24 protein-coding genes and 1 pseudogene are annotated in these 24,246 nt (G+C 71.0%); 19 read left to right on the forward strand and 6 right to left on the reverse strand.

Annotation, left to right across the window (positions count from 1 at the left end; all coding sequences use genetic code 11):
• Positions 1 to 37 precede the first annotated feature (37 nt).
• From ACZ5NH_RS00875 to ACZ5NH_RS00890, 4 genes and pseudogenes are all read left to right on the forward strand, one after another.
• Complete coding sequence (locus ACZ5NH_RS00875; protein ID WP_468772175.1) at positions 38 to 403, forward strand: phosphodiester glycosidase family protein; 366 nt, start codon at positions 38 to 40, stop codon at positions 401 to 403.
• 83 nt (positions 404 to 486) lie between these two features.
• A pseudogene (locus ACZ5NH_RS00880) lies at positions 487 to 765 on the forward strand (carbohydrate ABC transporter permease); the annotation flags it as partial.
• Between the two features lie 67 nt (positions 766 to 832).
• The gene (locus tag ACZ5NH_RS00885) at positions 833 to 1,051 is read left to right on the forward strand and encodes a hypothetical protein (protein ID WP_468772177.1); all 219 of its coding nucleotides are present in this window, start codon (positions 833 to 835) and stop codon (positions 1,049 to 1,051) included.
• A gap of 82 nt (positions 1,052 to 1,133) precedes the next feature.
• Positions 1,134 to 1,358: a hypothetical protein gene (locus tag ACZ5NH_RS00890; protein WP_468772179.1), complete on the forward strand. Its 225-nt coding sequence runs from the start codon at positions 1,134 to 1,136 to the stop codon at positions 1,356 to 1,358.
• Positions 1,359 to 1,424: 66 nt separating this feature from the next.
• Here ACZ5NH_RS00890 and ACZ5NH_RS00895 read toward each other — a convergent pair whose 3' ends face one another.
• Entirely contained in the window at positions 1,425 to 1,886 is a 462-nt protein-coding gene (locus ACZ5NH_RS00895; protein ID WP_468772181.1) for a MarR family winged helix-turn-helix transcriptional regulator, read from the reverse strand.
• 138 nt (positions 1,887 to 2,024) lie between these two features.
• Here ACZ5NH_RS00895 and gap point away from each other — a divergent pair, with 138 nt between their 5' ends.
• From gap to ACZ5NH_RS00950, 11 genes are all read left to right on the forward strand, one after another.
• Positions 2,025 to 3,029, forward strand: a complete 1,005-nt coding sequence (gap, locus tag ACZ5NH_RS00900; RefSeq protein WP_388629726.1) for a type I glyceraldehyde-3-phosphate dehydrogenase — start codon at positions 2,025 to 2,027, stop codon at positions 3,027 to 3,029.
• A 175-nt stretch (positions 3,030 to 3,204) separates the two neighbouring features.
• The gene (gene penM / locus ACZ5NH_RS00905; RefSeq protein WP_468772182.1) at positions 3,205 to 4,401 is read left to right on the forward strand and encodes a pentalenolactone synthase; all 1,197 of its coding nucleotides are present in this window, start codon (positions 3,205 to 3,207) and stop codon (positions 4,399 to 4,401) included.
• A 68-nt stretch (positions 4,402 to 4,469) separates the two neighbouring features.
• Positions 4,470 to 5,321 (forward strand): 1-deoxypentalenic acid 11-beta-hydroxylase, encoded by an 852-nt coding sequence (gene ptlH / locus ACZ5NH_RS00910; protein ID WP_468772184.1) that lies wholly within the window; start codon positions 4,470 to 4,472, stop codon positions 5,319 to 5,321.
• A gap of 58 nt (positions 5,322 to 5,379) precedes the next feature.
• Positions 5,380 to 6,834, forward strand: a complete 1,455-nt coding sequence (locus ACZ5NH_RS00915; protein WP_468772185.1) for an MFS transporter — start codon at positions 5,380 to 5,382, stop codon at positions 6,832 to 6,834.
• Positions 6,835 to 6,934: 100 nt separating this feature from the next.
• A complete protein-coding gene (gene ptlF / locus ACZ5NH_RS00920; protein ID WP_468772187.1) occupies positions 6,935 to 7,759 on the forward strand; it encodes a 1-deoxy-11-beta-hydroxypentalenate dehydrogenase in 825 nt (274 codons plus the stop codon).
• Positions 7,756 to 9,531, forward strand: a complete 1,776-nt coding sequence (gene ptlE, locus ACZ5NH_RS00925) for a neopentalenolactone/pentalenolactone D synthase (RefSeq protein WP_468772656.1) — start codon at positions 7,756 to 7,758, stop codon at positions 9,529 to 9,531. The genes ptlF and ptlE overlap by 4 nt, the downstream gene beginning before the upstream one ends.
• A 35-nt stretch (positions 9,532 to 9,566) precedes the next feature.
• Positions 9,567 to 10,463: a neopentalenolactone/pentalenolactone F synthase gene (gene ptlD / locus ACZ5NH_RS00930; RefSeq protein WP_468772188.1), complete on the forward strand. Its 897-nt coding sequence runs from the start codon at positions 9,567 to 9,569 to the stop codon at positions 10,461 to 10,463.
• Positions 10,460 to 11,473: a polyprenyl synthetase family protein gene (locus ACZ5NH_RS00935; protein ID WP_468772189.1), complete on the forward strand. Its 1,014-nt coding sequence runs from the start codon at positions 10,460 to 10,462 to the stop codon at positions 11,471 to 11,473. The genes ptlD and ACZ5NH_RS00935 overlap by 4 nt, the downstream gene beginning before the upstream one ends.
• 123 nt (positions 11,474 to 11,596) lie before the next feature.
• The gene (gene ptlA / locus ACZ5NH_RS00940; protein ID WP_450985917.1) at positions 11,597 to 12,610 is read left to right on the forward strand and encodes a pentalenene synthase; all 1,014 of its coding nucleotides are present in this window, start codon (positions 11,597 to 11,599) and stop codon (positions 12,608 to 12,610) included.
• Between the two features lie 44 nt (positions 12,611 to 12,654).
• Entirely contained in the window at positions 12,655 to 14,040 is a 1,386-nt protein-coding gene (ptlI, locus tag ACZ5NH_RS00945) for a pentalenene oxygenase (protein ID WP_468772192.1), read from the forward strand.
• A 64-nt stretch (positions 14,041 to 14,104) separates the two neighbouring features.
• Positions 14,105 to 14,449 (forward strand): hypothetical protein, encoded by a 345-nt coding sequence (locus tag ACZ5NH_RS00950; RefSeq protein ID WP_468772193.1) that lies wholly within the window; start codon positions 14,105 to 14,107, stop codon positions 14,447 to 14,449.
• A gap of 50 nt (positions 14,450 to 14,499) precedes the next feature.
• Here ACZ5NH_RS00950 and ACZ5NH_RS00955 read toward each other — a convergent pair whose 3' ends face one another.
• Positions 14,500 to 15,681, reverse strand: a complete 1,182-nt coding sequence (locus ACZ5NH_RS00955) for a mannosyltransferase family protein (RefSeq protein ID WP_468772658.1) — start codon at positions 15,679 to 15,681, stop codon at positions 14,500 to 14,502.
• Positions 15,682 to 15,773: 92 nt separating this feature from the next.
• Positions 15,774 to 16,148, reverse strand: coding sequence for a hypothetical protein (locus tag ACZ5NH_RS00960; RefSeq protein ID WP_468772195.1), 375 nt, complete (start codon positions 16,146 to 16,148; stop codon positions 15,774 to 15,776).
• 168 nt (positions 16,149 to 16,316) lie between these two features.
• On the opposite strand from ACZ5NH_RS00960, the gene ACZ5NH_RS00965 reads away from it, so the two are divergent.
• A complete protein-coding gene (locus tag ACZ5NH_RS00965; protein WP_468772196.1) occupies positions 16,317 to 16,973 on the forward strand; it encodes a dienelactone hydrolase family protein in 657 nt (218 codons plus the stop codon).
• A 39-nt stretch (positions 16,974 to 17,012) separates the two neighbouring features.
• Here ACZ5NH_RS00965 and ACZ5NH_RS00970 read toward each other — a convergent pair whose 3' ends face one another.
• Positions 17,013 to 17,399 carry a DUF2267 domain-containing protein gene (locus tag ACZ5NH_RS00970; protein WP_388629744.1) on the reverse strand — a complete coding sequence of 129 codons (387 nt, stop codon included), beginning with the start codon at positions 17,397 to 17,399 and terminating at the stop codon, positions 17,013 to 17,015.
• A gap of 342 nt (positions 17,400 to 17,741) precedes the next feature.
• Here ACZ5NH_RS00970 and ACZ5NH_RS00975 point away from each other — a divergent pair, with 342 nt between their 5' ends.
• Both ACZ5NH_RS00975 and ACZ5NH_RS00980 read left to right on the forward strand, forming a co-directional pair.
• On the forward strand, positions 17,742 to 18,932 hold the full coding sequence (locus ACZ5NH_RS00975; RefSeq protein ID WP_468772198.1) for an acyl-CoA dehydrogenase family protein: 1,191 nt from the start codon (positions 17,742 to 17,744) through the stop codon (positions 18,930 to 18,932).
• A gap of 115 nt (positions 18,933 to 19,047) precedes the next feature.
• Positions 19,048 to 20,043: an NADPH:quinone reductase gene (locus tag ACZ5NH_RS00980; protein WP_468772199.1), complete on the forward strand. Its 996-nt coding sequence runs from the start codon at positions 19,048 to 19,050 to the stop codon at positions 20,041 to 20,043.
• Here the strand turns inward: ACZ5NH_RS00980 and ACZ5NH_RS00985 are convergent.
• Both ACZ5NH_RS00985 and ACZ5NH_RS00990 read right to left on the reverse strand, forming a co-directional pair.
• Positions 20,036 to 20,959: a LysR family transcriptional regulator gene (locus ACZ5NH_RS00985; protein WP_468772201.1), complete on the reverse strand. Its 924-nt coding sequence runs from the start codon at positions 20,957 to 20,959 to the stop codon at positions 20,036 to 20,038. The genes ACZ5NH_RS00980 and ACZ5NH_RS00985 overlap by 8 nt on opposite strands.
• Positions 20,960 to 21,019: 60 nt before the next feature.
• Entirely contained in the window at positions 21,020 to 22,264 is a 1,245-nt protein-coding gene (locus tag ACZ5NH_RS00990) for an MFS transporter (RefSeq protein ID WP_468772203.1), read from the reverse strand.
• 343 nt (positions 22,265 to 22,607) lie between these two features.
• Here ACZ5NH_RS00990 and ACZ5NH_RS00995 point away from each other — a divergent pair, with 343 nt between their 5' ends.
• Positions 22,608 to 23,588, forward strand: a complete 981-nt coding sequence (locus ACZ5NH_RS00995; RefSeq protein WP_468772204.1) for a pirin family protein — start codon at positions 22,608 to 22,610, stop codon at positions 23,586 to 23,588.
• Positions 23,589 to 24,246 lie beyond the last annotated feature (658 nt).

Genomic DNA, 24,246 nt, shown 5'->3' on the forward strand with positions numbered 1-24,246 from the left:
CCCTGGAGCGTGGTCCCCGGTACGGTCGCCTCCCGCCATGACAAGCCTTGGCCGCGTTCGCGTTGCGGAGCGGGCAGTCGGCGGCAGTTGGGCGCGTCCCTGCGCACCCAGGCCACTGACCCACCGCAACCCGCGCACGGTCGCCGGCACGACCCGCGAGGGCAAGGTCGTCCTGGCGACCATCGACGGCCGCATGACGACCAGCGTCGGCACCACGATGGACGAGACGGCGGCGGTCGCCAACGCCCTGGGGATGACTGACGCGGTCAACCTGGACGGCGGCGGCTCGACCACCATGTCCGTCGAGGGGACACTGGTGAACCACCCCAGCGGCCCCACCGAGCGGTCCGTGGGCGACGCGCTGGTCTTCGTCCCCGGCCCGTACCGTCCCACCGAGGGCTGAGCTTTCCGCTCAGCCGCCCGTTCTCTCCCGCACGATGATCCGGTGCCCGGCCACATGGTTCAGCACGGGGGCGGCGTCCGGGGCGGCGGATGTGGTCGATCACCCTGCCCCAGCTCCGCCGGATCACCACCGTCATCACGGTGCTGCAGATCCTGGCCTCGCTGAAGGTCTTCGACCAGGTGTACCTGCTGACGAAGGGCGGCCGGGACAGCTCCACGCGTCCGGTCGTCGAGTACGTCTACGACGTCGGCTTCACCGGCTACCGGCCCGGCTACGCCTCGGCGATCAGCTACATCTTCTTCGCCCTCGTCATCCTCGCCTCCGCCGCCCAGTACGCCGCCCTCCGGCGCCGGGAGAAGTGACAAGGCCTCCACCGGCCTGCCCGTCCGCAACGCCCGCGCGCCGCGCGCACCGCCGGCCGTCCGGGAGGTGGCGCTGCGACGCGGCCCCGCCCACCTCTCCCTGGGCGAGAGCCGCACCGCACGCCTGCTCGCCCTCGCCGTCCGCTCGGTCATGGCGCTGGTGTGGCTGCTGCCGGTGGCCTGGGCGCTGCTGACCGCCTTCAAGTCCGAGTCGGGCGCGAGCGATCCCGTCCACTGGTTCCGGCCCCGGCACGGGCTCACCCTCCACGGCTTCAGCACCGTCTGAGGACGCGGCGACCTGCCGCTGTGGATGCTCAACAGCTTCCTCATCGCGGCGGCCGTCACCCTGATCACGGTCCGGTCTCCGTGTGGCCGGATACGCCTTCTCCCGCACCCTGTTCGCCGGCCGTCGCGGCCTCTTCGCGCTCACCGTGGCCGCCGTGGCCGCCGTGGTCGTCCCGCTCCAACGGCTCAGCGTCCCCTGGTTCCAGCAGATGCTGAGCCTGCACCTGCTCGACACCTACGCGGCGGTGATCCTGCCGCAGACCGTGGCCCCCGTGATGGTCTTCATCCTGAAGAAACACTTCGACTGACTGCCCCACGATCTGGAGGAGGCGGCCCGCATCGACGGCGCCGGCCACTGGAGGAATGGCTGGTCCCTACCGTCCGGCTTCGGCCCCCAGTTCCGCCAGGCGGGTCAGGGCGGGCAGCGCCGCGGCGATCGCCTGTCGTTCGGCGGGTGTCAGCTGGGCGATCAGCGGGGTCAGGTGACGGCCCCGGTCCTCGCGCCGGACCTGGCCGATCTTTCGGCCGCTGTCGGTGATGTGGACGAGGACGGCGCGTCCATCCGTCGGGTCGGGGCGGCGTTCCACGAGACCGTCGCGCTCGAGCCGGGTGACCAGCTGAGTGAGCCCTGGCTGGCTCATCTGCTCCGTCCTGGTGAGTTCGGTCAGCCGCTTCGGACCGCTGCAGGCCAGTGTGTCCAGCACGGACAGTGTCGTGAACGACAGCTTCTGCACCGCGGGAAGCCGGATGTAGTAGCGGTTGAAGTTCTCGATCGCCCTGGTGAGGTCACGGACATCCAAGTCCGTGTTGCTGTCGGCACGCTGAGTAGAAGTCACCCTGGAAATGTATCGCAGACTTATATAAGCTCCTGATCGATTGCGTGCCGGTGCCTCGTCCAGGCGCACGGTTCGCATTGCACCTCGGCGCAACGGCGCGTCAATGGACTTGTAGAGCGCTAGGTGAGGAACACACCAATGACTGTGCGAATCGGCATCAACGGCTTCGGGCGCATCGGTCGTAACGTCTTCCGTGCGGCGGCCGCGCGGACTTCGGAGCTGGAGATCGTCGCCGTCAACGACCTGGGCGACGTGCCCACGATGGCCCACCTGCTCGCTTACGACTCGATCCTGGGCCGCTTCCCCGAGGAGATCACCGCCGAGCCGGGCGCGATCCGCGTGGGCGACCGGACGATCAAGGTCCTCGCCGAGCGCGACCCCGGCGCCCTGCCCTGGGGCGACCTGGGAGTGGACATCGTGATCGAGTCCACCGGCATCTTCACCGACGCCGCGAAGGCGCGCTCACACGTCGAAGGCGGAGCGAAGAAGGTCATCATCGCCGCTCCGGCCAGCGGCGAGGACATCACGCTGGTGATGGGCGTCAACGACGGTGACTACGATCCCGACCGTCACACCATCATCTCCAATGCCTCCTGCACCACCAACTGCCTCGCCGTACTTGCCAAGGTGCTGCACGACTCCGTCGGCATCGACACCGGCATGATGACCACGGTCCACGCCTACACGCAGGACCAGAACCTGCAGGACGCCCCGCACAAGGACCTGCGCCGGGCCCGGGCCGCGGCCCTGAACATCGTGCCCACCTCCAGCGGCGCCGCCAAGGCCATCGGCCTCGTCCTGCCGGAGCTCGCCGGCCGGCTGGACGCCTTCGCCCTGCGGGTGCCCGTCCCCACCGGCTCGGTCACCGACCTCACGGTCACCACCCGCCGCGGCACCACTGTGGACGAGGTGAAGGAGGCGTACGCAGCGGCGGCCTCGGGACCGTACAAGGGCTTGCTGTCCTACGTGGACGCGCCGTTGGTCAGCACCGACATCGTGGGCGACCCGGCCTCCTGTGTCTTCGACGCCGGGCTCACCCGGGTGTCCGGCCCGCAGGTCAAGGTCGTCGGCTGGTACGACAACGAGTGGGGCTACTCGAACCGCCTCATCGATCTGGCACTGGTCATCGGGTCGTCCTTGTAGTTCCTCGCCGACCCGGCGTCTGCACCACCCGCACGTCAGCAACGGTCGTCCGCCGAAGCGGGGGCCGTCGCTTCGGCGCGCCCGTGAACCCGCGCGCAGCGCACCCGACGCCACCGATGCCGTCGGCGTGCCCGGATGCCCGGCGAATCCCCCGCACGCCACGAGGACGGCCCACATGAACGAACTTCCTGCGTTACCGTTCGACAACCCGTCCATCCTCGGCGTCGCACCCCGGATGCGCGCACTGCAGCGGGAGGGGCCGATCACCAGGGTGCGGACCGTCGGTGAAGAGGCCTGGCTGGTCACCCGTTACGACGAGGTGAAGGCACTGCTCTCCGACCGTCGACTCGGTCTCAGTGATCCCAAGCCGCAGCCGGCGGCCAAGAACACAGCCAGGAGCACCATGATGGCACTCATGGCCGGGGACGACTACGACACCGAGGCCACCGAGCATCCGCGGATGCGCGAGTTGCTTGTGCCCCGGTTCTCCACGCGCCGGATGCGCCTGATGAAGACCCGGATCGAGCACCACGTGGACGAACTGCTCGACCAGTTGGCCACCAGCACCGTGCCGGTCGACCTGCACCGCGCGCTGTCGTTTCCGTTGCCGACCATGGTGGTCTGCGATCTGCTCGGTGTGCCGTTGGCCGACCGGGAGCGGATCGGGCAGTGGGCGAGAGGCACATTCGACCAGAGCGACAGCCGGCACTCGATGAACACCTTTCAACAGGTTGTCGACTACATGACGGAACTGGTGGTGCGCAAGCGAACCGAGCCGGGCGACGACATCCTGTCCGAGTTGATCGCCGAGAAGGACGGCACGCTGTCCACTGAGTACATCGCCCAATTGGGTTGCGCCGTACTGTTGTTCGGCTACGAGACCACCATCGTGCGCATCGACATGGGCGTCCTGCTGATGCTGCGCAATCCGGCCCAGCGTGCCCTGCTGGCCGAGAATCCCGGACTCGCGCCGGCCGCGGTCGAGGAGATCCTGCGCCTGGCCGTTGGCGGCAAAGGATCCAACGCGCTGATACCCCGCTACGCGCACAGCGACATCACCGTCGGCGAGACAGTGATCCGGACCGGGGACGCGGTGATGCTGGCCATCGGCGCGGCCAACATCGACGACCGGGCGTTCCCCGACAGCGACGTGCTCGACCTGACCCGGCACAAGCCCAAGTCGCATATGGCATTCGGGCACGGCACCCGGCACTGCATCGGCCGCGTGCTGGCCCGGATCGAGCTCACCGCGGTGTTCGAGCGGCTGTTCCGCAGACTGCCCGACCTGCGGCTCGCGGTACCCGAGGAGTCGCTGCGCTGGCAGGAGCACCGGATCACCGGCGGGTTCGACGAACTCCCCGTCACCTTCTGAGTGGCGTTGCACGAGCGCATGTTTGACGCTCCTTCCCCGACGCACAGACGTCACGAGGACAAGGAACCATGACGGACACTTTCAGCGACTACGCCGACTGCACGCCTCTCCTCGACGACCGTGAGGCCCTCGACCGGTTCTACGACGAGCACGGCTACGTCTGTCTGCGCGGCGCTCTGGACCGTGAACTCGTACGGACCGCCGCCGAGCAGATGCTGGAGGGCCTGATCGCACTCGGCCACGCCGCCCCCGGCGCCACGCTCGACACCCTCACCATCGAGTCCTTCGAGGCGGTCGACGAGGTGGCGATGCACGACTACGTCAAGTACGACGACCTGTGGAACCACCCCTCGTCCCTCAAGGTCTGGGAGAAGGTCTTCGGCGAGCCCGTGTTCGTCTTCAAGTCGACGACGATCCGCTACTACCCCTCCGCCGCGGGCTCCGCGGAGCCGAGCTTCCTGACGCCGCTGCACCAGGACGGCTTCTACATCGGCCCGAACAAGGACTTCCGCACCGCCTGGATACCGCTGCTCCCGACGACCCGCGACATAGGCGGCGTCGCCGTCGCCGACGGCAGCCACAAGAAGGGCCCGCGCGAGCACGTCGTCACCGAGAACTTCCGCCGCTTCGGCCACGCCGTGCGCGGTATCCCGGCGGCAGAGTTCGGCGCGGACGAGCAGCTGCTGTTCTCGCCCATGGAACCCGGCGACGTGATCATCTTCCACGCCTTCATGTGTCACAAGTCCATCCCGAACGTCTCGGCGAACCCGGCCGGCATGCGGATGTCGATGGACACCCGCATCCAGCCCGCCTCCTCGCACCGCGGGTTCAACGCCCTGACCCCCTGGACGGAGTCCGCGAAGGACCCCTCCAAGGGAATCCTGTCGAAGATCACCGGCACTCCCACCACCATCGAGTGACGTTGTCACCCCCGCACCCGCCTCAACCGTCCCCCCACGAACGCCTGGTAGGCAGCGCATGACGAAACCCGAGGGCCTCCCCCCTCTGAAGGGGCCCAACGCAACACCGGAGCCCTCGGCCGGCCCGGAACCGGCCGCCGCCGGGCTCAGTGGCATCGCCCTCGTGGTGGTGCTCACCGGATACGCCCTGTCCATCGTGGACGCCTCCATCGTCAATGTGGCGCTGACCTCGATCAGTGACGACCTCCACGGTGGCGCCGCCGCACTGGAACTGGTGGTGTCCGGCTACGGCCTCACCTACGCGCTCGGCCTGGTGCTGGGCGGACGGCTGGGCGACGCCTTCGGCAGACGGCGCCTGTACGCCTACGGGCTCGCGGCGTTCACCGTCACCTCGGCGCTGTGCGGACTCGCCCCGACCATCGAGTTCCTCGTCGCGGCCCGGCTGCTGCAGGGCGCTGCCGCCGCCATGCTCGTACCGCAGGTGCTGGCGACGATCCAGGCGGCCACCGAGGGCCAGGCGCGCGCCCGTGCGATCGGCATGTACGGCGCGACCGCGGCCCTCGGCATGGTCACCGGGCAGATCCTGGGCGGGCTGCTGGTCTCGCTGGACGTCGCCGGGATCGGCTGGCGGTCGGTCTTCGCGATCAATGTGCCGATCGGAGTGGCCGCGCTGCTGGCCGTCCGGCGCGTCCCCGCGACCAGGGCCGACACGAAGCCGGGCTTCGATCCGCTGGGCACCGCGCTGTTCGGTGTCACCATGGTCTGTGTCCTGGCCGTGGTCGTGGCGGGCCCCGACCTGGGCTGGCCGCTGTGGCTGTGGTCGCTGCTCGCGGTCGCCGCGGTGGGGGCGCTGGCGCTGGTGCGGGCCGAACGCGGACTGGAGGCGCGGGGCGGGGCACCGCTGCTGTCCCCGTCGGTGCTTTCCCATCCGGGGATGCGCAGAGGGCTGGCGGCGGTGGTGCCGTTCTCGGCCGGCTTCGGTGCCTTCCTGTTCGTCTACGCGCTGATCGCGCAGGGTCACTTCGGCTTCGACGGGCTCGCCTCCGGCGGGGTACTGACGCCGTTCGCCGCGGCGTTCTTCGTGGTGACGCTGTTCACCCCGAGGATCGCGGCGGCCCTGGGCAGCCGGATCGTCACCCTGGGCGCCCTCGTCCAGGGCGCGGGCCTGCTGTTGCTGGCGCTGGTGATCTGGCTGGGCTGGCCGCATCCCTCCCTGGCGCTCGTGCTCGTCGGGATCGGCTTCTTCGGCGTGGGCGCGGCGCTGACCGGTCCGACGCTGTTCCGGCTGATCCTCGCCGACGTACCCCCCGCGCAGGCCGGCATGGGCAGCGGTGTGCTGGTGACCAGCCAGCAGATGGCGACCGCGCTGGGCGCGACCGTCGGCGGAACCCTCTATGTCTCCCTGGCCGGTTGGCTGTCGACGGCGTCGGCGGCCGTGCTCGTCCTCGCCCTGTTGGGGTGTTTCTCGGTGACCGTTCTCGTGATCAGCCTGAAGCTCCCCGACCCCCGCTGACACCCGCGCCTCTCGAACGGCGCGATCTGATCCAGACCTTCTCGTGGGCAACGGCGCGCCGTCCTTCGGCGTACCCGCGCGCAGAAGCGGAGACAGCCAAGTGCACTTACAGACAAGGGCCGCCGTGGTGACCGGCGCGGCCAGCGGCATCGGCCTCGCCCTCAGCGCCCGCTTCGCGCGCGCCGGCGCCGGCGTGGTCATGGCGGACGTCGAAGGCGACGCACTGCGCCGCCGGGCCGCCGAACTCACCGCACAGGGTGCTCAGGTCACCGCCGTGACCGCCGACCTGACCGCCCCGGACGCCGTCGAACGGCTCGCGGACACGGCGTTCGACCTGCTCGGCGACATCGACGTGGTGTGCAACAACGCCGGGGTCCTCGGCCCCGTGGGACAACCCCTGTGGGAGCTGCCGCTGGAGCGGATGCGGCAGGTCTTCGAGGTGAACCACTGGGCGCACGTCCTGGTGGCCCGCGCCTTCGTCCCCCGGCTGCTGCAGCGCGGCCGGCCCGCCCATCTGATCCACACCGCCTCGATGTCCGCCTTCGTCGTCGGCGCGGGCAGCGCCGCCTACGCCGCCTCCAAGCACGCCGACCTCGCGGTCGCCCGCAGTCTGCGCGCCGATCTGCGGGGCACCGGGGTCCGGGTGTCGGTGCTGTGTCCCGGCCGGGTCGACACCCCCATGGTCCAAGGCCTGACGGCCCCGCGCGGGGCGGGCGGCGACACCTCGGTGAGCGCCGAGGACGTCGCCGAACTCGTGTGGGAGGCCCTCGGCTCCGACCGCTTCTATCTCTTCAGCAACTCCGACGCCCCGCTGCGGCTGCGCGATCAGTTCGACGACGTATGGCGTCATGTTTCCCTTCCGCCCCCTTCCCCCGAGGAGGAGCCGTGGCCCGCGCCGCAAGCGACGACCGCAGCGACGAAATGACCATCGACCTGGAAGCGGTGAGGGAGAAATACCGGCGGGAACGCGACAAGCGCAGCGTCGGTCGCACCTACCAGTTCGCGCGCGGTGACTTCAGCCGCTACGCGCGCGACCCCTACACCGAGCGGCAGGAGCGCGAGCCGCTCACCGACGAGGTGGACGTCGCCGTCGTCGGCGCCGGCATCGGCGGCCTGCTGACCGGCGCCCATCTGCGCAAGGAGACCGGCCTGGCGCGCATCCGGCTGATCGACGAGGCCGGCGACGTCGGCGGCACCTGGTACTGGAACCGCTTCCCCGGCGTCCGGTGCGACGTCGAGAGCTACATCTACATGCCGCTGCTCGAAGAGATCGGCACGATACCCACCGAGAAGTACTCCACGGGGCCCGAGATCTTCGCCCACCTCCAGAAGATCGCCCGCAAGTACGACCTCTACCGCGACGCCCTCTTCCAGACCACCGTCACCGAGCTGCGCTGGGACGAGGCCGCCGGGATTTGGCTGGTGAGCACCGACCGCGGCGATCTGATCCGGGCCCGGTACGTGGCCATGTCGATCGGTCTGATGCACCGCCCCAAACTCCCCGCACTGCCGGGCCTGGAGACGTTCACCGGGCACTCCTTCCACACCAGCCGCTGGGACTTCGACTACACCGGCGGCGACAGCACCGGCGGCCTGACCAAGCTGAAGGACAAGAAGGTCGGCGTCATCGGCACCGGCTCGACGACCGTCCAGCTCGCCCCGCACCTCGCCGAGTGGGCCGAGCAGCTCGTCATCTTCCAGCGCACCCCGGCCGCGGTAGACGTCCGCGGGAACCGGCCCACCCCGCCCGACTGGGCGGACAGCCTCGAACCGGGCTGGCAGCAGCGCCGGATGGAGAACTTCCACGCGCTGACCTCCGGCATCCCGCAGGACGAGGACCTGGTCCAGGACCGCTGGACCCAGACCACGGCCAAGCTGGCCGCCGCGATCCTGCCCACCGGCGACACCGGGGGCGACCCGAAGGAGCGGGCACTCGCGGCCGAGCGGGCGGACTTCCTCAAGATGGAGGAGCTGCGCGCCCGCATCGACAGCGTTGTCACCGACCCGGAGACCGCCGCCGCCCTCAAGCCGTACTACCGCGTGTACTGCAAGCGGCCCTGCTTCCACGACGGCTACCTCCAGACCTTCAACCGGTCCAATGTGACCCTGGTCGACACCCAGGGGCAGGGCGTGGAGCGGCTCACCCCGGCCGGCGTGGTCGCGAACGGCCGGGAGTACCCGGTCGACTGCCTGGTCTTCGCCACCGGCTACGAGCACGAGTTCGCCGTCCCGTACACCGACCGCGCCGGCTACGACATCGTCGGCCGCGACGGTGTGAGGCTGTCGGAGAAGTGGGCGCACGGGGCGCACACCCTACACGGACTCCAGGTGAACGGCTTCCCCAACTGCTTCATCCTGTCCAAGGTCCAGGCCGGCCGGCACGTCAACATCGCCTACATGCTGGGCGAGCAGACCCGGCACCTCGCGCACATCGTCAGTCGCGTCGAGGAGGGCGGCCACCGGGTCGTGGAGGCCTCCGAGGCCGGCGAGAAGGAATGGGTCGAGGAGATCCTCCGGCTCGCCACCAACGACATCGACTTCCTCGAGAACTGCACGCCCGGCCTCTACAACAACGAGGGCGACCCGAGCGGACTGCCCCTGCTGAACTCCAGCTACGGCGGCGGCTCGGTGGAGTTCGTGAACATCCTCAGGCGCTGGCGCGAGGCGGGCGACCTCGCCGGCCTCGAACTGCGCTGAGCACCCCGTCCCCTCTGCGAAAGGCGGCAACGCCCATGGACGTAACGCCGATACCCGGCGCCGCTCTCGGCGCCGTCGTGCACGGCGCCCAGGTCACCGGCGACATGGACAAGACCCAGCTGGAGGAGATCTGGGCGGCGCTCGACGCGCATCTCGTCCTCGTCTTCCGCGGCCACGAGACCCCCTCCCACGAGGAGTTCCTGGCCTTCGGCCGTCGCTTCGGGCACATCCCGAAGACCGGTCTGACCAGCGGCGCCCACCCCGACCACAACGAGATCCTGATCGTCTCCAACCTGGTGGAGGACGGCCGCAAGATCGGCGTCGGCGACGCCGAGTGGATGGGCTGGCACACCGACTACTCCTTCCGCCCCCGCGTCTCCCAGGTCGGCTTCCTGGAGGCCGTGGAAGTGCCGTCCTCCGGCGGCGAGACCCTCTTCACCGACATGTACGCCCTGTACGAGTCGCTGTCGCCCGAGGAGCGCAGACGTCTGCACTCCTATCGGGTCCGCCACGCCCTGCGCACCGGGTACGAGGAGACCATCGAGGAGGAGCTCCAGGGCGAGGTGTCCCTCGGCGAGAGCACCGGGCAGATCCAGCCCGAGGACGGCACCTCCACCATCCACCCCCTCATCGCCCGCAATCCGCGTACCGGCCGCCAGTCGGTCTACATCAGCACCCTGAACACCCAGCGGATCGTGGACCTCGCCCCCGACGACAGTCGCAAGCTGCTCGACGAACTGCTGTCGCACGCGGGCAAGCCCCAGTACACCTACGCCCACACCTGGCAGCCCGGGGACATCGTCATGTGGGACCAGCTCGGCACCGTCCACGCCAAGCAGGCCTTCGACCCGGCCGAACGGCGCATCATGCGCCAGGTCGTCAGCATCTTCGACGACCCGACCGACCCCTGGCGCGCGAAGGTCGCCGCATGAGCACCGCCCCCGCCTGCCTCAGCCACAGCCGGGTCACGATCACACCCGCGCTGCGCGCCGCCGTCGACCGGCTCGACCACCGCTCACGTCACCAGGCGGCCTACCACTTCGGCTGGATCACCGCCGGCGGCGCGCCCACCAGCGCCGACGCCGGCAAGGCCGTACGGCCGGCGCTCGCGCTGCTGTCGGCCGAGGCGGTCGGCGCACCGCCGGAGGTCGCCCTGCCCGGCGCCGTCGCCGTGGAACTCGTGCACAACTTCTCCCTGGTGCACGACGATCTGATGGACGGCGACGAGGAGCGCCGCCACCGGCGCACGGTGTGGAAGCTGTGGGGTCCCTCCAGCGCCATCCTGACCGGTGACGCGATGCTGGCGCTCGCCCAGGAGGTGCTGCTGGACACCGGGCTGCCCACGGCGGCGCCCGCCGCCCGGCTGCTGGCGCGCACCACCCGGCATCTGATCCGCGGCCAGGTCCAGGACCTGTCCTTCGAACAGCGCTCGCACGTCACGGTCGAGGAGTGCGTCGACATGGCCACCGGCAAGACCGGCGCGCTGCTGTCGGCGAGCGCCGCGATCGGTGCCGTCCTCGCCGGGGCACCGGAGGCGACGGTGGACGCGCTGGCGCTCTACGGCGACCACGTCGGCGTCGCCTTCCAGCTCGTCGACGACGTTCTCGGCATCTGGGGCGACCCGGCCGTCACCGGCAAGCCGGTCCACTCCGATCTGCGCTCCCGCAAGAAGTCACTGCCGGTGAGCCACGCACTGAACCAGGACGGCCCGCTCAGCGACGAGCTGGCCGCCTGGCTCAGCACCGCCGGCGAACCCGACGAGGAGGAACTGCGGCGCGTGGCCGGCCTGATCGAGGGTGCCGGCGGCCGGGACTGGGCGCTGGCCGAGGCCGCCCGGCGGATGATGCTGGCCGAGGACGCGCTGCGCGGTGTCGAGCTGGACGCCGGCGCGCGGGACGAACTCCTCGCGCTCGGGCGGTTCGTCGTCAACCGCGAGGTCTGAGACCGGACCGGCCCCCGTACCCGTATGCCCCTTTCCGCCTTATGACTCTCCGATCAGAGCAGTTCCCGCCAGGGCACCACCATGCCCGCCCCTTCTCCGCCTCCCACTCCCAAGGATTCCCTGATGCCCCAGGACGTCGACTTCCACATACCCCTGCCGGGCCGGCAGAGCCCGGACCACGCGCGGGCGGAGGCCGAGCAGCTCGCCTGGCCGCGGTCGCTCGGGCTGATCAAGTCCGAGGCGGCGGCCGAGCGCCATCTGCGCGGTGGCTACGCCGACCTGGCCTCCCGCTTCTACCCCCACGCCACCGGCGCCGACCTGGACCTGGGCGTCGACCTCATGTCGTGGTTCTTCCTCTTCGACGACCTCTTCGACGGGCCGCGCGGCGAGAACCCGGAGGAGACCAAACAGCTCACCGACGCGGTCGCGGCGGCGCTGGACGGCCCGCTCCCCGACACCGCGCCCCCCATAGCCCACGGCTTCGCCGACATCTGGCGGCGCACCTGCGAGGGCATGACACCCGCCTGGTGCGCGCGCAGCGCCCGGCACTGGCGCAGCTACTTCGACGGCTACGTCGACGAGGCGGAGAGCCGCTTCTGGGACATGCCGTACAACTCCGCCGCCCAGTACCTGGCCGTGCGCCGGCAGACCATCGGGGTGCAGCCGACGGTCGACCTCGCCGAGCGCGCCGGCCGCTTCGAGGTGCCGCACCGGGTCTTCGACAGCGCCGTGCTCTCCGCGATGCTCCAGATCGCCGTCGACGTCAACCTGCTGCTCAACGACATCGCCTCGCTGGAGAAGGAAGAGGCCCGCGGCGAGCAGAACAACATGGTCATGATCCTGCGCCGGGAGCACGGCTGGTCCAAGGACCGCAGCGTCGCCCACATCCAGAGCGAGGTGCGCGTCCGCCTGGAGCAGTACCTCCTGCTGGAGTCCTGCCTGCCGCAGGTCGGCGACATCTACCGGCTGGACGCCGCCGAGCGCGAAGCCCTGGAGCGCTACCGCAACGACGCCGTGCGCACCGTGATCCGCGGGTCCTACGACTGGCACCGCTCCTCGGGCCGCTACGACGCCGAGTTCGCGCTCGCCGCCGGTGCCCAGGGCTACCTGGAGGAGCTCGGCAGCACCGCCCGCTAGCAGACCCGCACACCAGGCTCAGCAGACAGGAAGTTGGGAAACGAATGACCGAGCAGACCACCTTCTCGGCGGGAGCGGCGCCCGGGGCGCTCCCCGCCGTGGGACACGCCCTCCAGATGATGCGTCACCCCGTGAACTTCATGACCTCGCTGTCGGCCCACGGCGACCTGGTCGAGATCAGGATCGGCCCCACCAAGGCCTATGTCCCGACCCACCCCGAACTGCTGCGGCACGTCCTGACCAACGACCGCATCTTCGACAAGGGCGGCGTCTTCTACGACCGCGCCCGGGACATCGCCGGCAACGGCCTGGTCACCTGCCCGTTCGCCGACCACCGCCGCCAGCGCCGGCTGATGCAGTCGGCCTTCACCCGCGGCCGGCTCAAGCGGTACGCCGAGGCCATGCACGCCGAGATCGAGGACACGGCGTCGCGCTGGCAGGACGGCATGGTCGTCGACGCCTTCCAGGAGATGTACGGCATGGCCCTGCGCACGGTCGGCCGCACCCTGTACTCCACACCCGTCAGCCCCCAGATGGCGGAGAAGGTGGAACGTTCCTTCGACGTCGTGCTCAACGGCCTGTTCCGGCAGATGTTCCTGCCGGCCTCGATCCGCCGGCTGCCCCTGCCGTCCCAACGCCGGTACAGGAGCAACCTGGACTTCCTGCACGAGACCACCCAGCAGCTCATCGACGACTACCGCAGCTCCGACACCGAGCGCGACGACCTGCTCGCCGCCCTGATCGCCTCCCGCGACGACGACGGCGGCCGGCTCGGCGACAAGGAGATCCACGACCAGGTCATCACCGTGATGGCGGCCGGCACCGAGACCGTCGCCGGCACCCTCACCTGGGTCTTCTACCTCCTCTCCCAGCACCCGGACATCGAGGCCGCGCTCTACGACGAGATCGACACCGTCCTCGACGGCCGCGCGCCGCAGTGGGACGACCTGCCGAACCTCTCCCTGGCCGACCGGATCATTTCCGAGACGCTGCGACTGCACCCGCCGGCCTGGCTGTTCACCCGGCTCACCACAGCCCCGACCGAACTCGCGGGCCGTCAGCTGCCCACCGGCTCCACCGTCGTCTTCAGCCCCGCCGCGGTCGCCCAGTACGAGGACGCCTTCGACGACCCCGAGAAGTTCGACCCCGACCGCTGGCTCCCGGACCGTATCTCGCCGGCCTCCCGCCACGCGTACGTGCCGTTCGGCACCGGCGCCCGCAAGTGCATCGGCGACCTCTACGCACGCACCGAGGCCACCCTGGGGCTCGCCACCATCCTCGGCCGCTGGCGGGTCACCTGCGAGCCCGGCATGGACATCCGCCCGGTCCCGCTGGCCACCGTCTACCACCCGCGCCGGCTGCGCCTGAGGCTGGACGCACGCACCCCACGCCGGACGGCCTCCGCCCTCCCCGCAGCGGCCGGGGGGTGACGTGACGCGAGCGAGGCAAAGGCCGTCCTGGCCCAGCCGCGCGGCTTCTGCGCGGGCGTAGATCGTGCACAACCACTGCATCGTCCCGGAGCTGCAAAGGCGCGGCACGGTCATCGTCGACAGCGAGGAGGAGGTCCCGCACGGCGCGGTCTGCGCGTTCTCCGCGCACGGCGTCTCCCGCGGAGTGTGCTCCGCCGCCACCGGCCGGCAGCTCGAAGTCATCGACGCCACCTGCCCGCTGGTGTCCAAGGCCGGCGGTCCCTGTACGTCCACCCGGAGGGCAGCTCGGTGCGCAGGGTCCGGGCAGCGCCGACCAGGCCTTCGTCCCGCACGGGGGCTCTCGCCGACCGGCCGTCCTCCGGCAGGCACGGCCAGGCGAGCACCGCTCCGCGCGCCGTGGCATGGGTGATCACGGCCGCGGCCTGCTCGCCCGGGCGCAGCGTCGGCTCGGGTGGCGCCTCACAGCGGCTGGGTGGCGAGCGCAGCCAGGTAGACGCCGTAGAGCAGGGACACGGCCGTGAGTCCGCCGCCCACCAGGAGGGCCCGGGAGGACGGGCCCCCGCGCCATGCCCGCACCAGGGCGCGAGCCGGCGGGATGAGCAGGGGGAACGCCGGAAGGAGGAAGCGCGGCTTGGAGGAGAAGGGGCCGGACACCGCGACCACCAACAGCAGCAGCACGCCCGCGAAGACCACCAGCGGCAGCGGGGCGCGCTCCAGACACAGCACGCAGAACGACACGATGCCGGCCACGACGAGGACCACGGACACCGGATAGGCCACCAAGCTGCCCTGCAACGGCATCGACTCCAGAAACCGCAGGGGCCCGACCGAGAGGTCCAGACGGGAGTTCCAGGCACTCTGCACGTGCAGGTAGCCGTGCCACAGGTCACCGGTCTGCCGTCCCACCCACAGCACATAACCCGCCCAGCCCAGTGGGCCCAGGACCGTGCCGAGAAGGAGACCCGGGGAGGCGCGCCCACGCTGCCGTACGACCTCGTGCGCGGCCGCGGCGGCGACGGCCGCGGCGACCGCGATCCCGTTCGGCCGTGCGAGGCCCGCCAGCAGCGCCAGCGAGCCCGCGGCGAGCCAGCGCTGGCGCAGCACGGCGTACAGCGACCAGGCGGCACATGCGGTGAACAGAGGTTCGGTGTAGGCGAGGGTGAGGGTGACCGACGGCGGCAGTACGGCCCACAGGACGACGACAGCGGTGGCGACCGCCCGCCCGTAGAGGTGATGGCCGATCATGTAGATGCCGTACACGGCGAGCAAGGCGGAACTCCAGGCGATCAGCATTCCGGCCTGCCCGGCGGTCAAGGGGAGTAAGCCGCGCAGGGCCCGGATGAGCCCCGGATACAGCGGAAAGAACGCCCAGTCGGTCTGGACCGCGCCCGTGCTGGTGATGCGCAGCTGGGTCCCGTAGCCGTGCTCGGCGATGTGCAGATACCAGACCGAGTCCCACGCATGGACCAGGCTCTTCCCGAACGGGCGGCCGGCCACCGCGTCGACCACGATCAGCAGGACGACTCCGACGAGCCGGACGGACGCGAAGACGGTAAGGGCCCGGACAACGCCCGGGGCACCCTCCACCCGACCGCGACCGGTCTCACGAGGGCTGTCGGGCGGCCGCAGCGCGGGTGACATGCTCACCCTCCGACCATGAGCGGCCGCAAACCCGAGCGCAATCCGGAACACACCCGGAAGGGAGTCCCCCCGGCATCCTGCCCGTCCCGGGCTCATGGCGCGGGCTGGATCTCCTGGGTTCCCAGCACCAACAGCAGCCCCAGCCGCTCGGCGTCCTCCGGTCCGGGTTCGCCCTCGACGTGCTGCGGCCGACCCGGAGCCTGGGCGATCGGACCGTCCGTCACCAGCGAGAAGCCGGCTGAACCGCTCCCCGTGGACGGATTCCCCGCGGGCTGCCTGCGTCGCACGCGGTCGCCGAGGGCGTCGTGACGGGCGTGGACGACCTCCTCCGCCTCGCGCAGGCTGGCCCCGAGAGGGCGCAGCGCATCCCAGGCGGCCTTGAGCGCCATCATCGGACGGTGGTGCAGCACCTCCATGTCGATCTCCCGACGGGTCCGTTCGTCCAGGGACGACCACCAGACGCTCATCGCCTCACCAGGACCGATGCCGTGAAGTGCCGCATGCGCCGAAGGTACCTCGACCCCCTGACACCAGAGCGGGCCGGCCGACCCGGCATGGCGCCTTTCGCGCGGATATGGTGGGTACGCGGGGTACACCAATCCGCTGGGTCGGCAGGCGTGGAAGAAGTGATGCCGATGATCTCCGACATGGTTCTGGTGCCCACCAGCGACGCCACACTCTCCGGTGACCTTGTGGTCCCCACGGCGGCGCGGGCCGTGGTGCTCTTCGCCCACGGCAGCGGCAGTTCCCGGCACAGTCCGCGCAACCGGATGGTGGCCGCCGAACTGCGCACCGCCGGGTTCGGCACCCTGCTGATGGACCTGCTCAGCGAACGGGAGGAGCGGCACGACGCGCTGACCGGCGAGCACCGCTTCGACATCCCGCTCCTCGGCCGACGGCTCGTGGCCGCGATCGACTGGATGGACACACAGCCCGACACCCGTGGCCTCCCGGTCGTCCTGTTCGGCGCCAGCACGGGCGCCGCGGCTGCGCTGGTGGCCGCGGCCGAGCGCCCCGACCGGGTGCTGACCGTGGTCTCGCGAGGCGGCCGGCCCGATCTGGCGGGTGACGCCCTGGGACAGGTACAGGCCCCGGTGCTGCTCATCGTCGGCGGCCAGGACCAGCAGGTCCAGGAGCTGAACGAGGAAGCGGCCCGGTACTTGCGGGTCCCGCACGCCGTGCACGTCGTTCCGGGTGCGACGCACCTGTTCGGAGAACCCGGAGCGCTGGAACAGGTCGCCGAGGTGGCCAGGCAGTGGTGCGACGAGCGACTGACCGGGAAGGCCGGCTGACCGGGAGAAGGCGCATTTCCCGGCGGCACTGATGGTCTGTCAGCTCGGATTCGGCCTGCCGAAGAACTCGGCGTAGCGGCCCGGCAGGCCGGACAGGAGGTGGTCGATCTGTCGGTCGGGCACGGCGTCGGCCACCGTGGACAGTACGGCGTCCGCGTCCCACTCGGCCGTACGGGGCCGGGCGCCGGTCTGCATGGAGACCCGCCGGAGGAACTCGTCACAGTCGAACGTCTCGGGACGCCCGCGGTCCAGATGCAGGGCCTCGTCGAGTGGAGCGGGCAACCGGGCCGCCAGTTCGTCGGCCTCTTCCGGGGCGATCCGGGTCGCGAGCACCCACAGGACCGCCTCACAGACGTGCTCGGTCTCCTCGCGGCTGCGGTACTCACCCCGGTCGCGGACCTGGGCCAGGAATTCTTCCAATTGCACGGCGGCCTCCCACGGTTGTCGCAGGCCATCACGGCGAGCGCACCCTTCCCGTCTCGTCATTGTAGGTTTTCGGGTGGTTTCCGGCCGGGAGTAACCGGAGGAACGCCTCGACTCCCACCAGCGGAGTGCCGCGCCGGCCTCCATCGGCTGCTCGGTGCCACCCGGCGCGAAGCCTGACCCGGGCGTCGGCGAGCCCAGTGCGGAGGGGAGGGGCCGTTCCCGCTCACCGGTGGGGCGGAGCGAAGCCGGTCGGGTGATTGACGGGCCGGTCCCGGCTCGGGTGCGGCCTGTCGCGGGCTCGGCCGGAGAGACTGCGGCCATCCCAACGGAGGTGGCGAACATATGCTCAGCGACAGCACAGCGACGATCCTTGCCGAGAGGCCGAGCGTGGCTGCGGTCGTCGCCGGTGCTCCGCGCGTGGCGCAGATCGCGGCGGGGTGCAGCGACCAGACGGAGGCCGCCCGGCGTCTTGCGCCCGAGGTGGTCGAGGCGGTGCGGGAGGCCGGGTTCGCCCGGCACTTCGTCCCCTCGGCCTTCGGCGGCACGGAAGGCCGTTTCGTGGACATGACCTCGGCGGTGGCCCTGGTCGGCGAGGGCTGCGCCTCGGCCGCCTGGGCAGCCTCGCTGTCCGCCTACGCGGCCCGGTACGGCGCGTACCTGCCCGTCGAAGGACAGGCGGTGCTCTGGGGCGACGGGCCGGACGCCCTCATGGCGGGTGCGCTCATGCCGGCCGGCAAGGCGGAGCCCGTCTCCGGCGGCTGGCGGCTCAACGGTGAGTGGAAGTACATCAGCGGGGTGCGCTTCGCCGACTGGGTCTTCGCCTGCTCCGCCGTGCCCGGCAAGGTGGGCCCCGACGGGCGCGGCGAGGTGCGGTTCTTCGCGGTGCCGCAGGCGGACATCACCGTGAAGGACACCTGGTTCACCCTGGGCATGCGCGGGACCGGCAGCGACACCATGGTCCTGGACGACGTGTTCGTGCCCGACCACCTGACCCTGTCGCGGCTGGACATCAACGCGGGGCGGGCGACGGCCTCGGAAGCCCGCTGTCACACGGTCCCGGTGAACGCGGTGAACGGGCTGCCGCTCGCCGTGCCCGTGGTGGGCGCCGCGCGGGGCGCGGTGCGGGCCGCGGCCGAGCAGAATCTGCGCCGGGTCGACCGGCGGGGCGCCCCGCTGCGCGAGAAGGCTTCGGTGCAGATCGACCTGGCGCGCTCGGCCGCGGAGGTGGACGCCGCGGAGCTCCTCGTCCAGCGGGCTGCTCGGGTCGCCGACGGCATCGAGGAGACCAAGGAGGGCGAGACGGCGGTCCGCGGACCGCGGGACCTCGCGCTGGCGGTCGAGTTGTCGGTGTCGGCCGTCGAACGGCTCTTCCGCGGCACCGGGACGACGGGCCATTTCGAGTCCGACCCGGTCCAGCGGTTCTGGCGTGACGTCAACACCGCCGCCTCCCATGTGATCTTCTCCTTCGAGACCACCGGGACGGCCTACGGGGCCTGGGCACTTGGCGTGGAGAGCGCCGAGCCGAGGCGTTGACACGACCGCCTGGACCCGCGAACTGCGGCCCCGGCGCATCGGCTTCAGCGCGGTGCGCCGGTGACGGCCCGGCGCACCCGGGGTTTGCAGCGGGGCGGTGGGACCATGTGGTGCCATGCGTGCTGCGTACATCGAGGAACTGGGTCCCGCCGACGTCATCCGGTACGGCGAGATCGCCGCGCCCCGGCCCGGCCCCACCGACGTACTGGTGGACGTCCTGGCCACCGCGGTCAACCCGGTGGACACGTTCGTGCGGTCGGGGCTCTTCGCCACGCAGGTCGACTTCCCCTTCGTCGTGGGCCGTGATCTGGTCGGCACGGTCGCCGGGGCGGGCGCCGGAGTCACCGGCTTCCGTGCAGGTGACCGGGTGTGGTGCAACAGCCTCGGGCACGGAGGAAGGCAGGGCGCGGCAGCGGAGCAGGCGGTGGTGGCGGCGGACCGGCTGTACCGCCTGCCCGACGGAGTCGATCCGTACGCGGCGGTGGCGGCGTTCCATCCGGCGGCGACCGCCTATCTGGCGCTGTTCGCCCACGGGCGGCTCCGCGTGGGCGAGACCGTGCTGGTCGGCGGCGCCGCGGGCAATGTCGGCGGTGCCCTGGTGACGATGGCGGTGCGGGCCGGCGCCCACGTCCTCGCCACGGCCGGCGCGCGGGACACGCGGTACTGCGCGGAGCTGGGCGCGGCCGAGGTGTTCGACTACCGGGATCCGGAACTGACCGAGAAGATCCGCCGCGCGGCGCCGTCGGGGCTCGACCTGTACCTGGACACGGCCGGCGTCAACGACCTGGAGACCACGGTCGACCTCCTCGCCCGCAGGGGCCGCGTGGTACTGCTGGCGGGCGCCCGGACCCGCCCCGTGCTGCCCGCCGGGGCGCTGTACATGAACGACCGTTCCATCGTGGGGTTCGTGATCTCCCACGCGACATCCGACGAACTCGCGGAAGCCGCCGCGTACATCAACGACCTCCTCGGCCGCGGTGCGCTGCGCCCGCGCAGCATCGAGGTCTTCCCCCTCGCCGCGGCCGCCGATGTGCACGCCCGGATGGAGAAGGGTGAGCTGCACGGACGGCGGGCCGTCCTGCGTACTGACCTCGGCTCCGGCGTCAGGTGATGTGCCGCAGCAGCGCCGCGACCGCCGCGGGCGGCTCACCGTGCGGCCGTACCACCATCACCTTCCAGCTCGGCGCATGGCGGGTGAACCGATACGTCGTCAGGTCGGGGAAGCGGTCGGCGATGGACTCGGGCATGATGCAGACGCCCAGGTCGTTGCGGACCAGTTCGGACGCGGCGACGATGTCGTTCACCTCGAAGGTCGTGGTGCGGTCGACGCCGGCGGCCCGGAAGGCGCGATCGACGGCATGGCGGATCGCCCAGCCCGGGGTGAAGTCCACCAGGGGCAGCTGCGCCACCGTGTCCGGTTCGACGGTGCCCTCCGGGGCGCTCGCGGCGAGGTCCCTTCGCGGTGAGACGACCAGGACCATCTCCTCGCGGGACAGCAACCGGGTCACGAGCCCCCGCTGCTGCTGGCGGTCCAGCGCCACCACCGCCAGATCCACCGTGCCCTCGCGCAGGGCCTGCCGGATGTCGGTCACCGCCTCCTGCCGCAACCGGACCACCACCCCTGGGTGCTCCGACCGCAGCGCGGCCAGCGCGTGGTGCAGTCCCGCCCAGACGCCCTGCATGATGCCGACGGTCACCCGCCCGCGCAGTTCGCCCTTGGCCGCGTCGACCGCCTCGCGCGCCAGCTCGGCGGCGCGCAGGGCCGCTCGTGCCGCGGGTACGAAGGCCTCCCCGGCCGGGGTGAGCGCCACCCGGTGGGTGTTCCGGGTGAACAGCGGGGTGCCCAGCTCGCGTTCGAGGGCGCGGACCGTGCCGGAGACGGCGGACTGCACCACGTGCAGCCGCCTCGCCGCGGCCGTGAACCCGCCCGCGTCCGCCACCGCGACGACGGCTTCCATCTGCCGCAGGTCCATCATCCGCTCCCGGTGAGGCAGTGCCCGTACGACGGGCTCGGATCTTCGCTGCATCGTATGTGCGCGGCCGGTGAACCGACGCCGTTCGCCGGGCCTGGGCCTTGACCGAAGCCCTTACGCGGCGTCCCGGGCACGGTTCCGGCCTCCCCGCCGGTGCTCGGTGAGCCAGTACAGGAGCCCCAGGACGGGGAGCCCGGCGCCGAGGGCCGTCACCGCCGTCCAGCCGCCGGAGTGGTAGGTCAGCGAGCCGAGCTGGGAGCCGAGGGCGCCGCCGAGGAAGAACGTGGCGATGAACGCGCTGTTGAGGCGGGCCCGGGCGTGGGGGTCGAGCTGGTAGATGGTGTGCTGGCCGAGGATCAGGGTGGTCTGGACGGCCATGTCGAGCAGGATGGCGGCGAGGGCCATCAGGACGATGTGGTGCCGGCCGAACCCGGCGGCACCGAAGGCCAGCGCGGCGAGGACGAACGCGGCGCCCGTCATGGGCCGGGTCAGCTTGCGGTCGGCCCACCGTCCCGCCAGCGGAGCCACGGCCGCGCCGGCGGCTCCGACCAGGGCGAAGACACCGACGCCGATGGGGGAGTAGTGGAACCCGGGGCCGGTCAGGACATAGGAGACGGTGGTCCAGAAGGCACTGAAGGCGCCGAACATCGCGGCCTGGTACAGGCCGCGGCGCAGCAGTGCGGGGTGGGTGCGGGCCAGTTGGAGGGTGGAGTGCAGCACACGGACGTACGGGATGCTCGTGGTGGGGGCGTGCCGGGGCAGCGCGGAGCGCAGGGCGAGGGCGAGGACGGCCATCAGGACGGCGGAGCCCAGGTAGACCACGCGCCAGCCGGCGATGACCGAGACCAGGCTGCTGAGGGTGCGCGAGAGCAGGATCCCGGTGAGCAGGCCGCTCATCACCCGGCCCACGATCCGGCCGCGGGCGTGGTCGGGTGCGAGACTCGCGGCGAACGGGACCAGGATCTGGGCGACGACCGAGGTGGCGCCGCTGACCAGGGACGCGATCAGCAGAACGGGGAAGTTCGGGGCCAGCCCGGCCGCGACCAGGGCGGCCGTGGTGACCGTCAGCAGGGCCGTGATCAGGCTCCGCTTCTCCAGCCGGTCGCCGAGCGGGACCAGGAACAGCATGCCGATCACATAACCGACCTGGGTGAGCGTGATCAGCCAGCCGGCCGCCGCCGTGCTGGTGTGGAAGACCTCGCGCAGCGAGGAGAGCAGGGGCTGGGCGTAGTACAGGTTGGCGACCGTCATGCCGGCGGCGACGGCCAGCAGCGCGATCAGCAGGCCAGGCACACCGTGTGCGGGCTCGGCGCCGGCCGCACCCTGACGCGAGATCCGGAGTTCGAGGGGCTGGGGCACGTTGACCTTCTGCGGGGGCGGGAGCCGGTGAGGCCGGCTCGGCGGGATGCCTGGCGACGACCGAGCAGCTTCGTCGCTGCTCTCACCAGCACCAGCGCTGGGCCGCTCCCTCTGCTTCCCTCCTGGTCGCGATGATCCGTGATGCCGGTCATCTCTGATGGAGATGACCAGCCCCGTACTCCGAGGATTTATCGGCCGATTTCGAACAGAACGCGTAATTTGGTCAGCATGACGAGCATCCGGTCGAGCCGGCGGCCGGCATGCATGGAGATCTGGTGGCGACCGCCCGGGGTCATGGCATGATAGTTGAATATAGAACCACCCTTCCAGGAGGCGGTCCACGGTGAGCAACGTCGAGACGAAACCCATGGAACTGCGGTGCGGTCGCGCGGTGGACGCCGAGCGGTCGACCGAGGTGGCAGGGGTCGACGTACTGACCCCGCGCGATGTGCCCCTCGGCGGTCCTCGGGCGATGACCGTACGCCGCACACTGCCCCAGCGCGCCCGGACCCTGATCGGCGCGTGGTGCTTCGCCGACCACTACGGCCCCGACGACGTCTCGGTGACGGGCGGCATGGACGTCGCCCCGCACCCCCATACCGGGCTGCAGACGGTGAGCTGGCTGTTCACCGGGGAGATCGAGCACCGGGACAGCATGGGCAACCACGCGCTCGTACGGCCCGGCGAGCTGAACCTGATGACGGGCGGGTACGGCATCAGCCACTCGGAGGTCTCCACCCCGCGGACCACGATCCTGCACGGCGTGCAGCTGTGGGTGGCGCTGCCGGAGGAACACCGCCACACCGAACGGGACTTCCAGCACTACGCACCCGAGCCGCTGCTGACCGGTGAGGCCGAGATCAGGGTCTTCCTGGGCTCCCTCGCCGGCCGGGTCTCCCCGGTGCCGACCTTCACGCCCCTGCTCGGCGCCGAGATCGTCCTCCGGCCCCGCGCGACCCTCACAGTCGCCGTGGACCCCGCCTTCGAACACGGCCTCCTGGTCGACCAGGGGCAGGTGCGCCTGGCGGACACCCTGGTCGGACCTTCGGAGCTGGGCTATGTCCCGCCGGGCGCCGCCGTGTTGACGCTGACGAACGAGTCGGACGACATCGCGCGGACGGTGCTGCTCGGCGGAACCCCCTTCGGGGAGGAGATCATCATGTGGTGGAACTTCATCTGCCGGTCACATGAAGAGATCGTAGAGGCCCGCGATGAGTGGATGTCGGGGGACCGGTTCGGTTCGGTGCAGGGGTACGACGGTGCCCCGCTGCCGGCGCCCGAGCTTCCCAGGGTCCCGTTGAAGCCGCGACGGAACCCCAGTTGACCTGCCGGGCGGAACTGACGGGCCGGAGCGTTTACGGCCGTCCGTCCGGCCCATCGATTTAAGTCGATCAGTCGACTTCACCTGTCGTTGGTGAGGCGCTCGTGCCGCCGGACGAATGGGCAGACCTGCGGCACCACTGTCCGCTGGCCCCGGTGACCTTCCCGCAGACTTTGAGCACGGACTGCGCGTCAGTCTCGCCCTGGCCGCCGCCGTGACGCTCGTCGCGGCACTCGCGGCCACCCGCATGGACACCGCTCGACGCGGCGCCTGACTCTTCGCGCTCCGTGAGCGCGAGCCCCCTTCGACAACTCCCCGAGCCTGACCGGACGTCGGCGTGCCCGGAGTGGCAACGGCAGCAGAGCGGCCAAGTCCCGACTGGCCGCGCTGTCGATACTGGTTCGCGGGCAGCGCGGCGTAACCGCTCACCTGGGCCTCCGCGCCGCCTCCGCCGGTGGTGACGGCGGTGCGCAGCACTCCGCCGTTGTTGGACGGGATGGTGGAGAGGTACCTCGTGGTGTCGGCGCCCAGGTCGAAGATCCGTTGCCAGGGCGAGGCACCGCCCCAGATGGTGGACGTATCCTGGCCCAGACGATCAACCCCGGAGACCCATGCTGACGGTCTGCCGGCCGACAGCCGCGCCACACGCTGCTGACCTGCG

This window comes from Streptomyces sp. NPDC031426 (assembly GCF_055581585.1).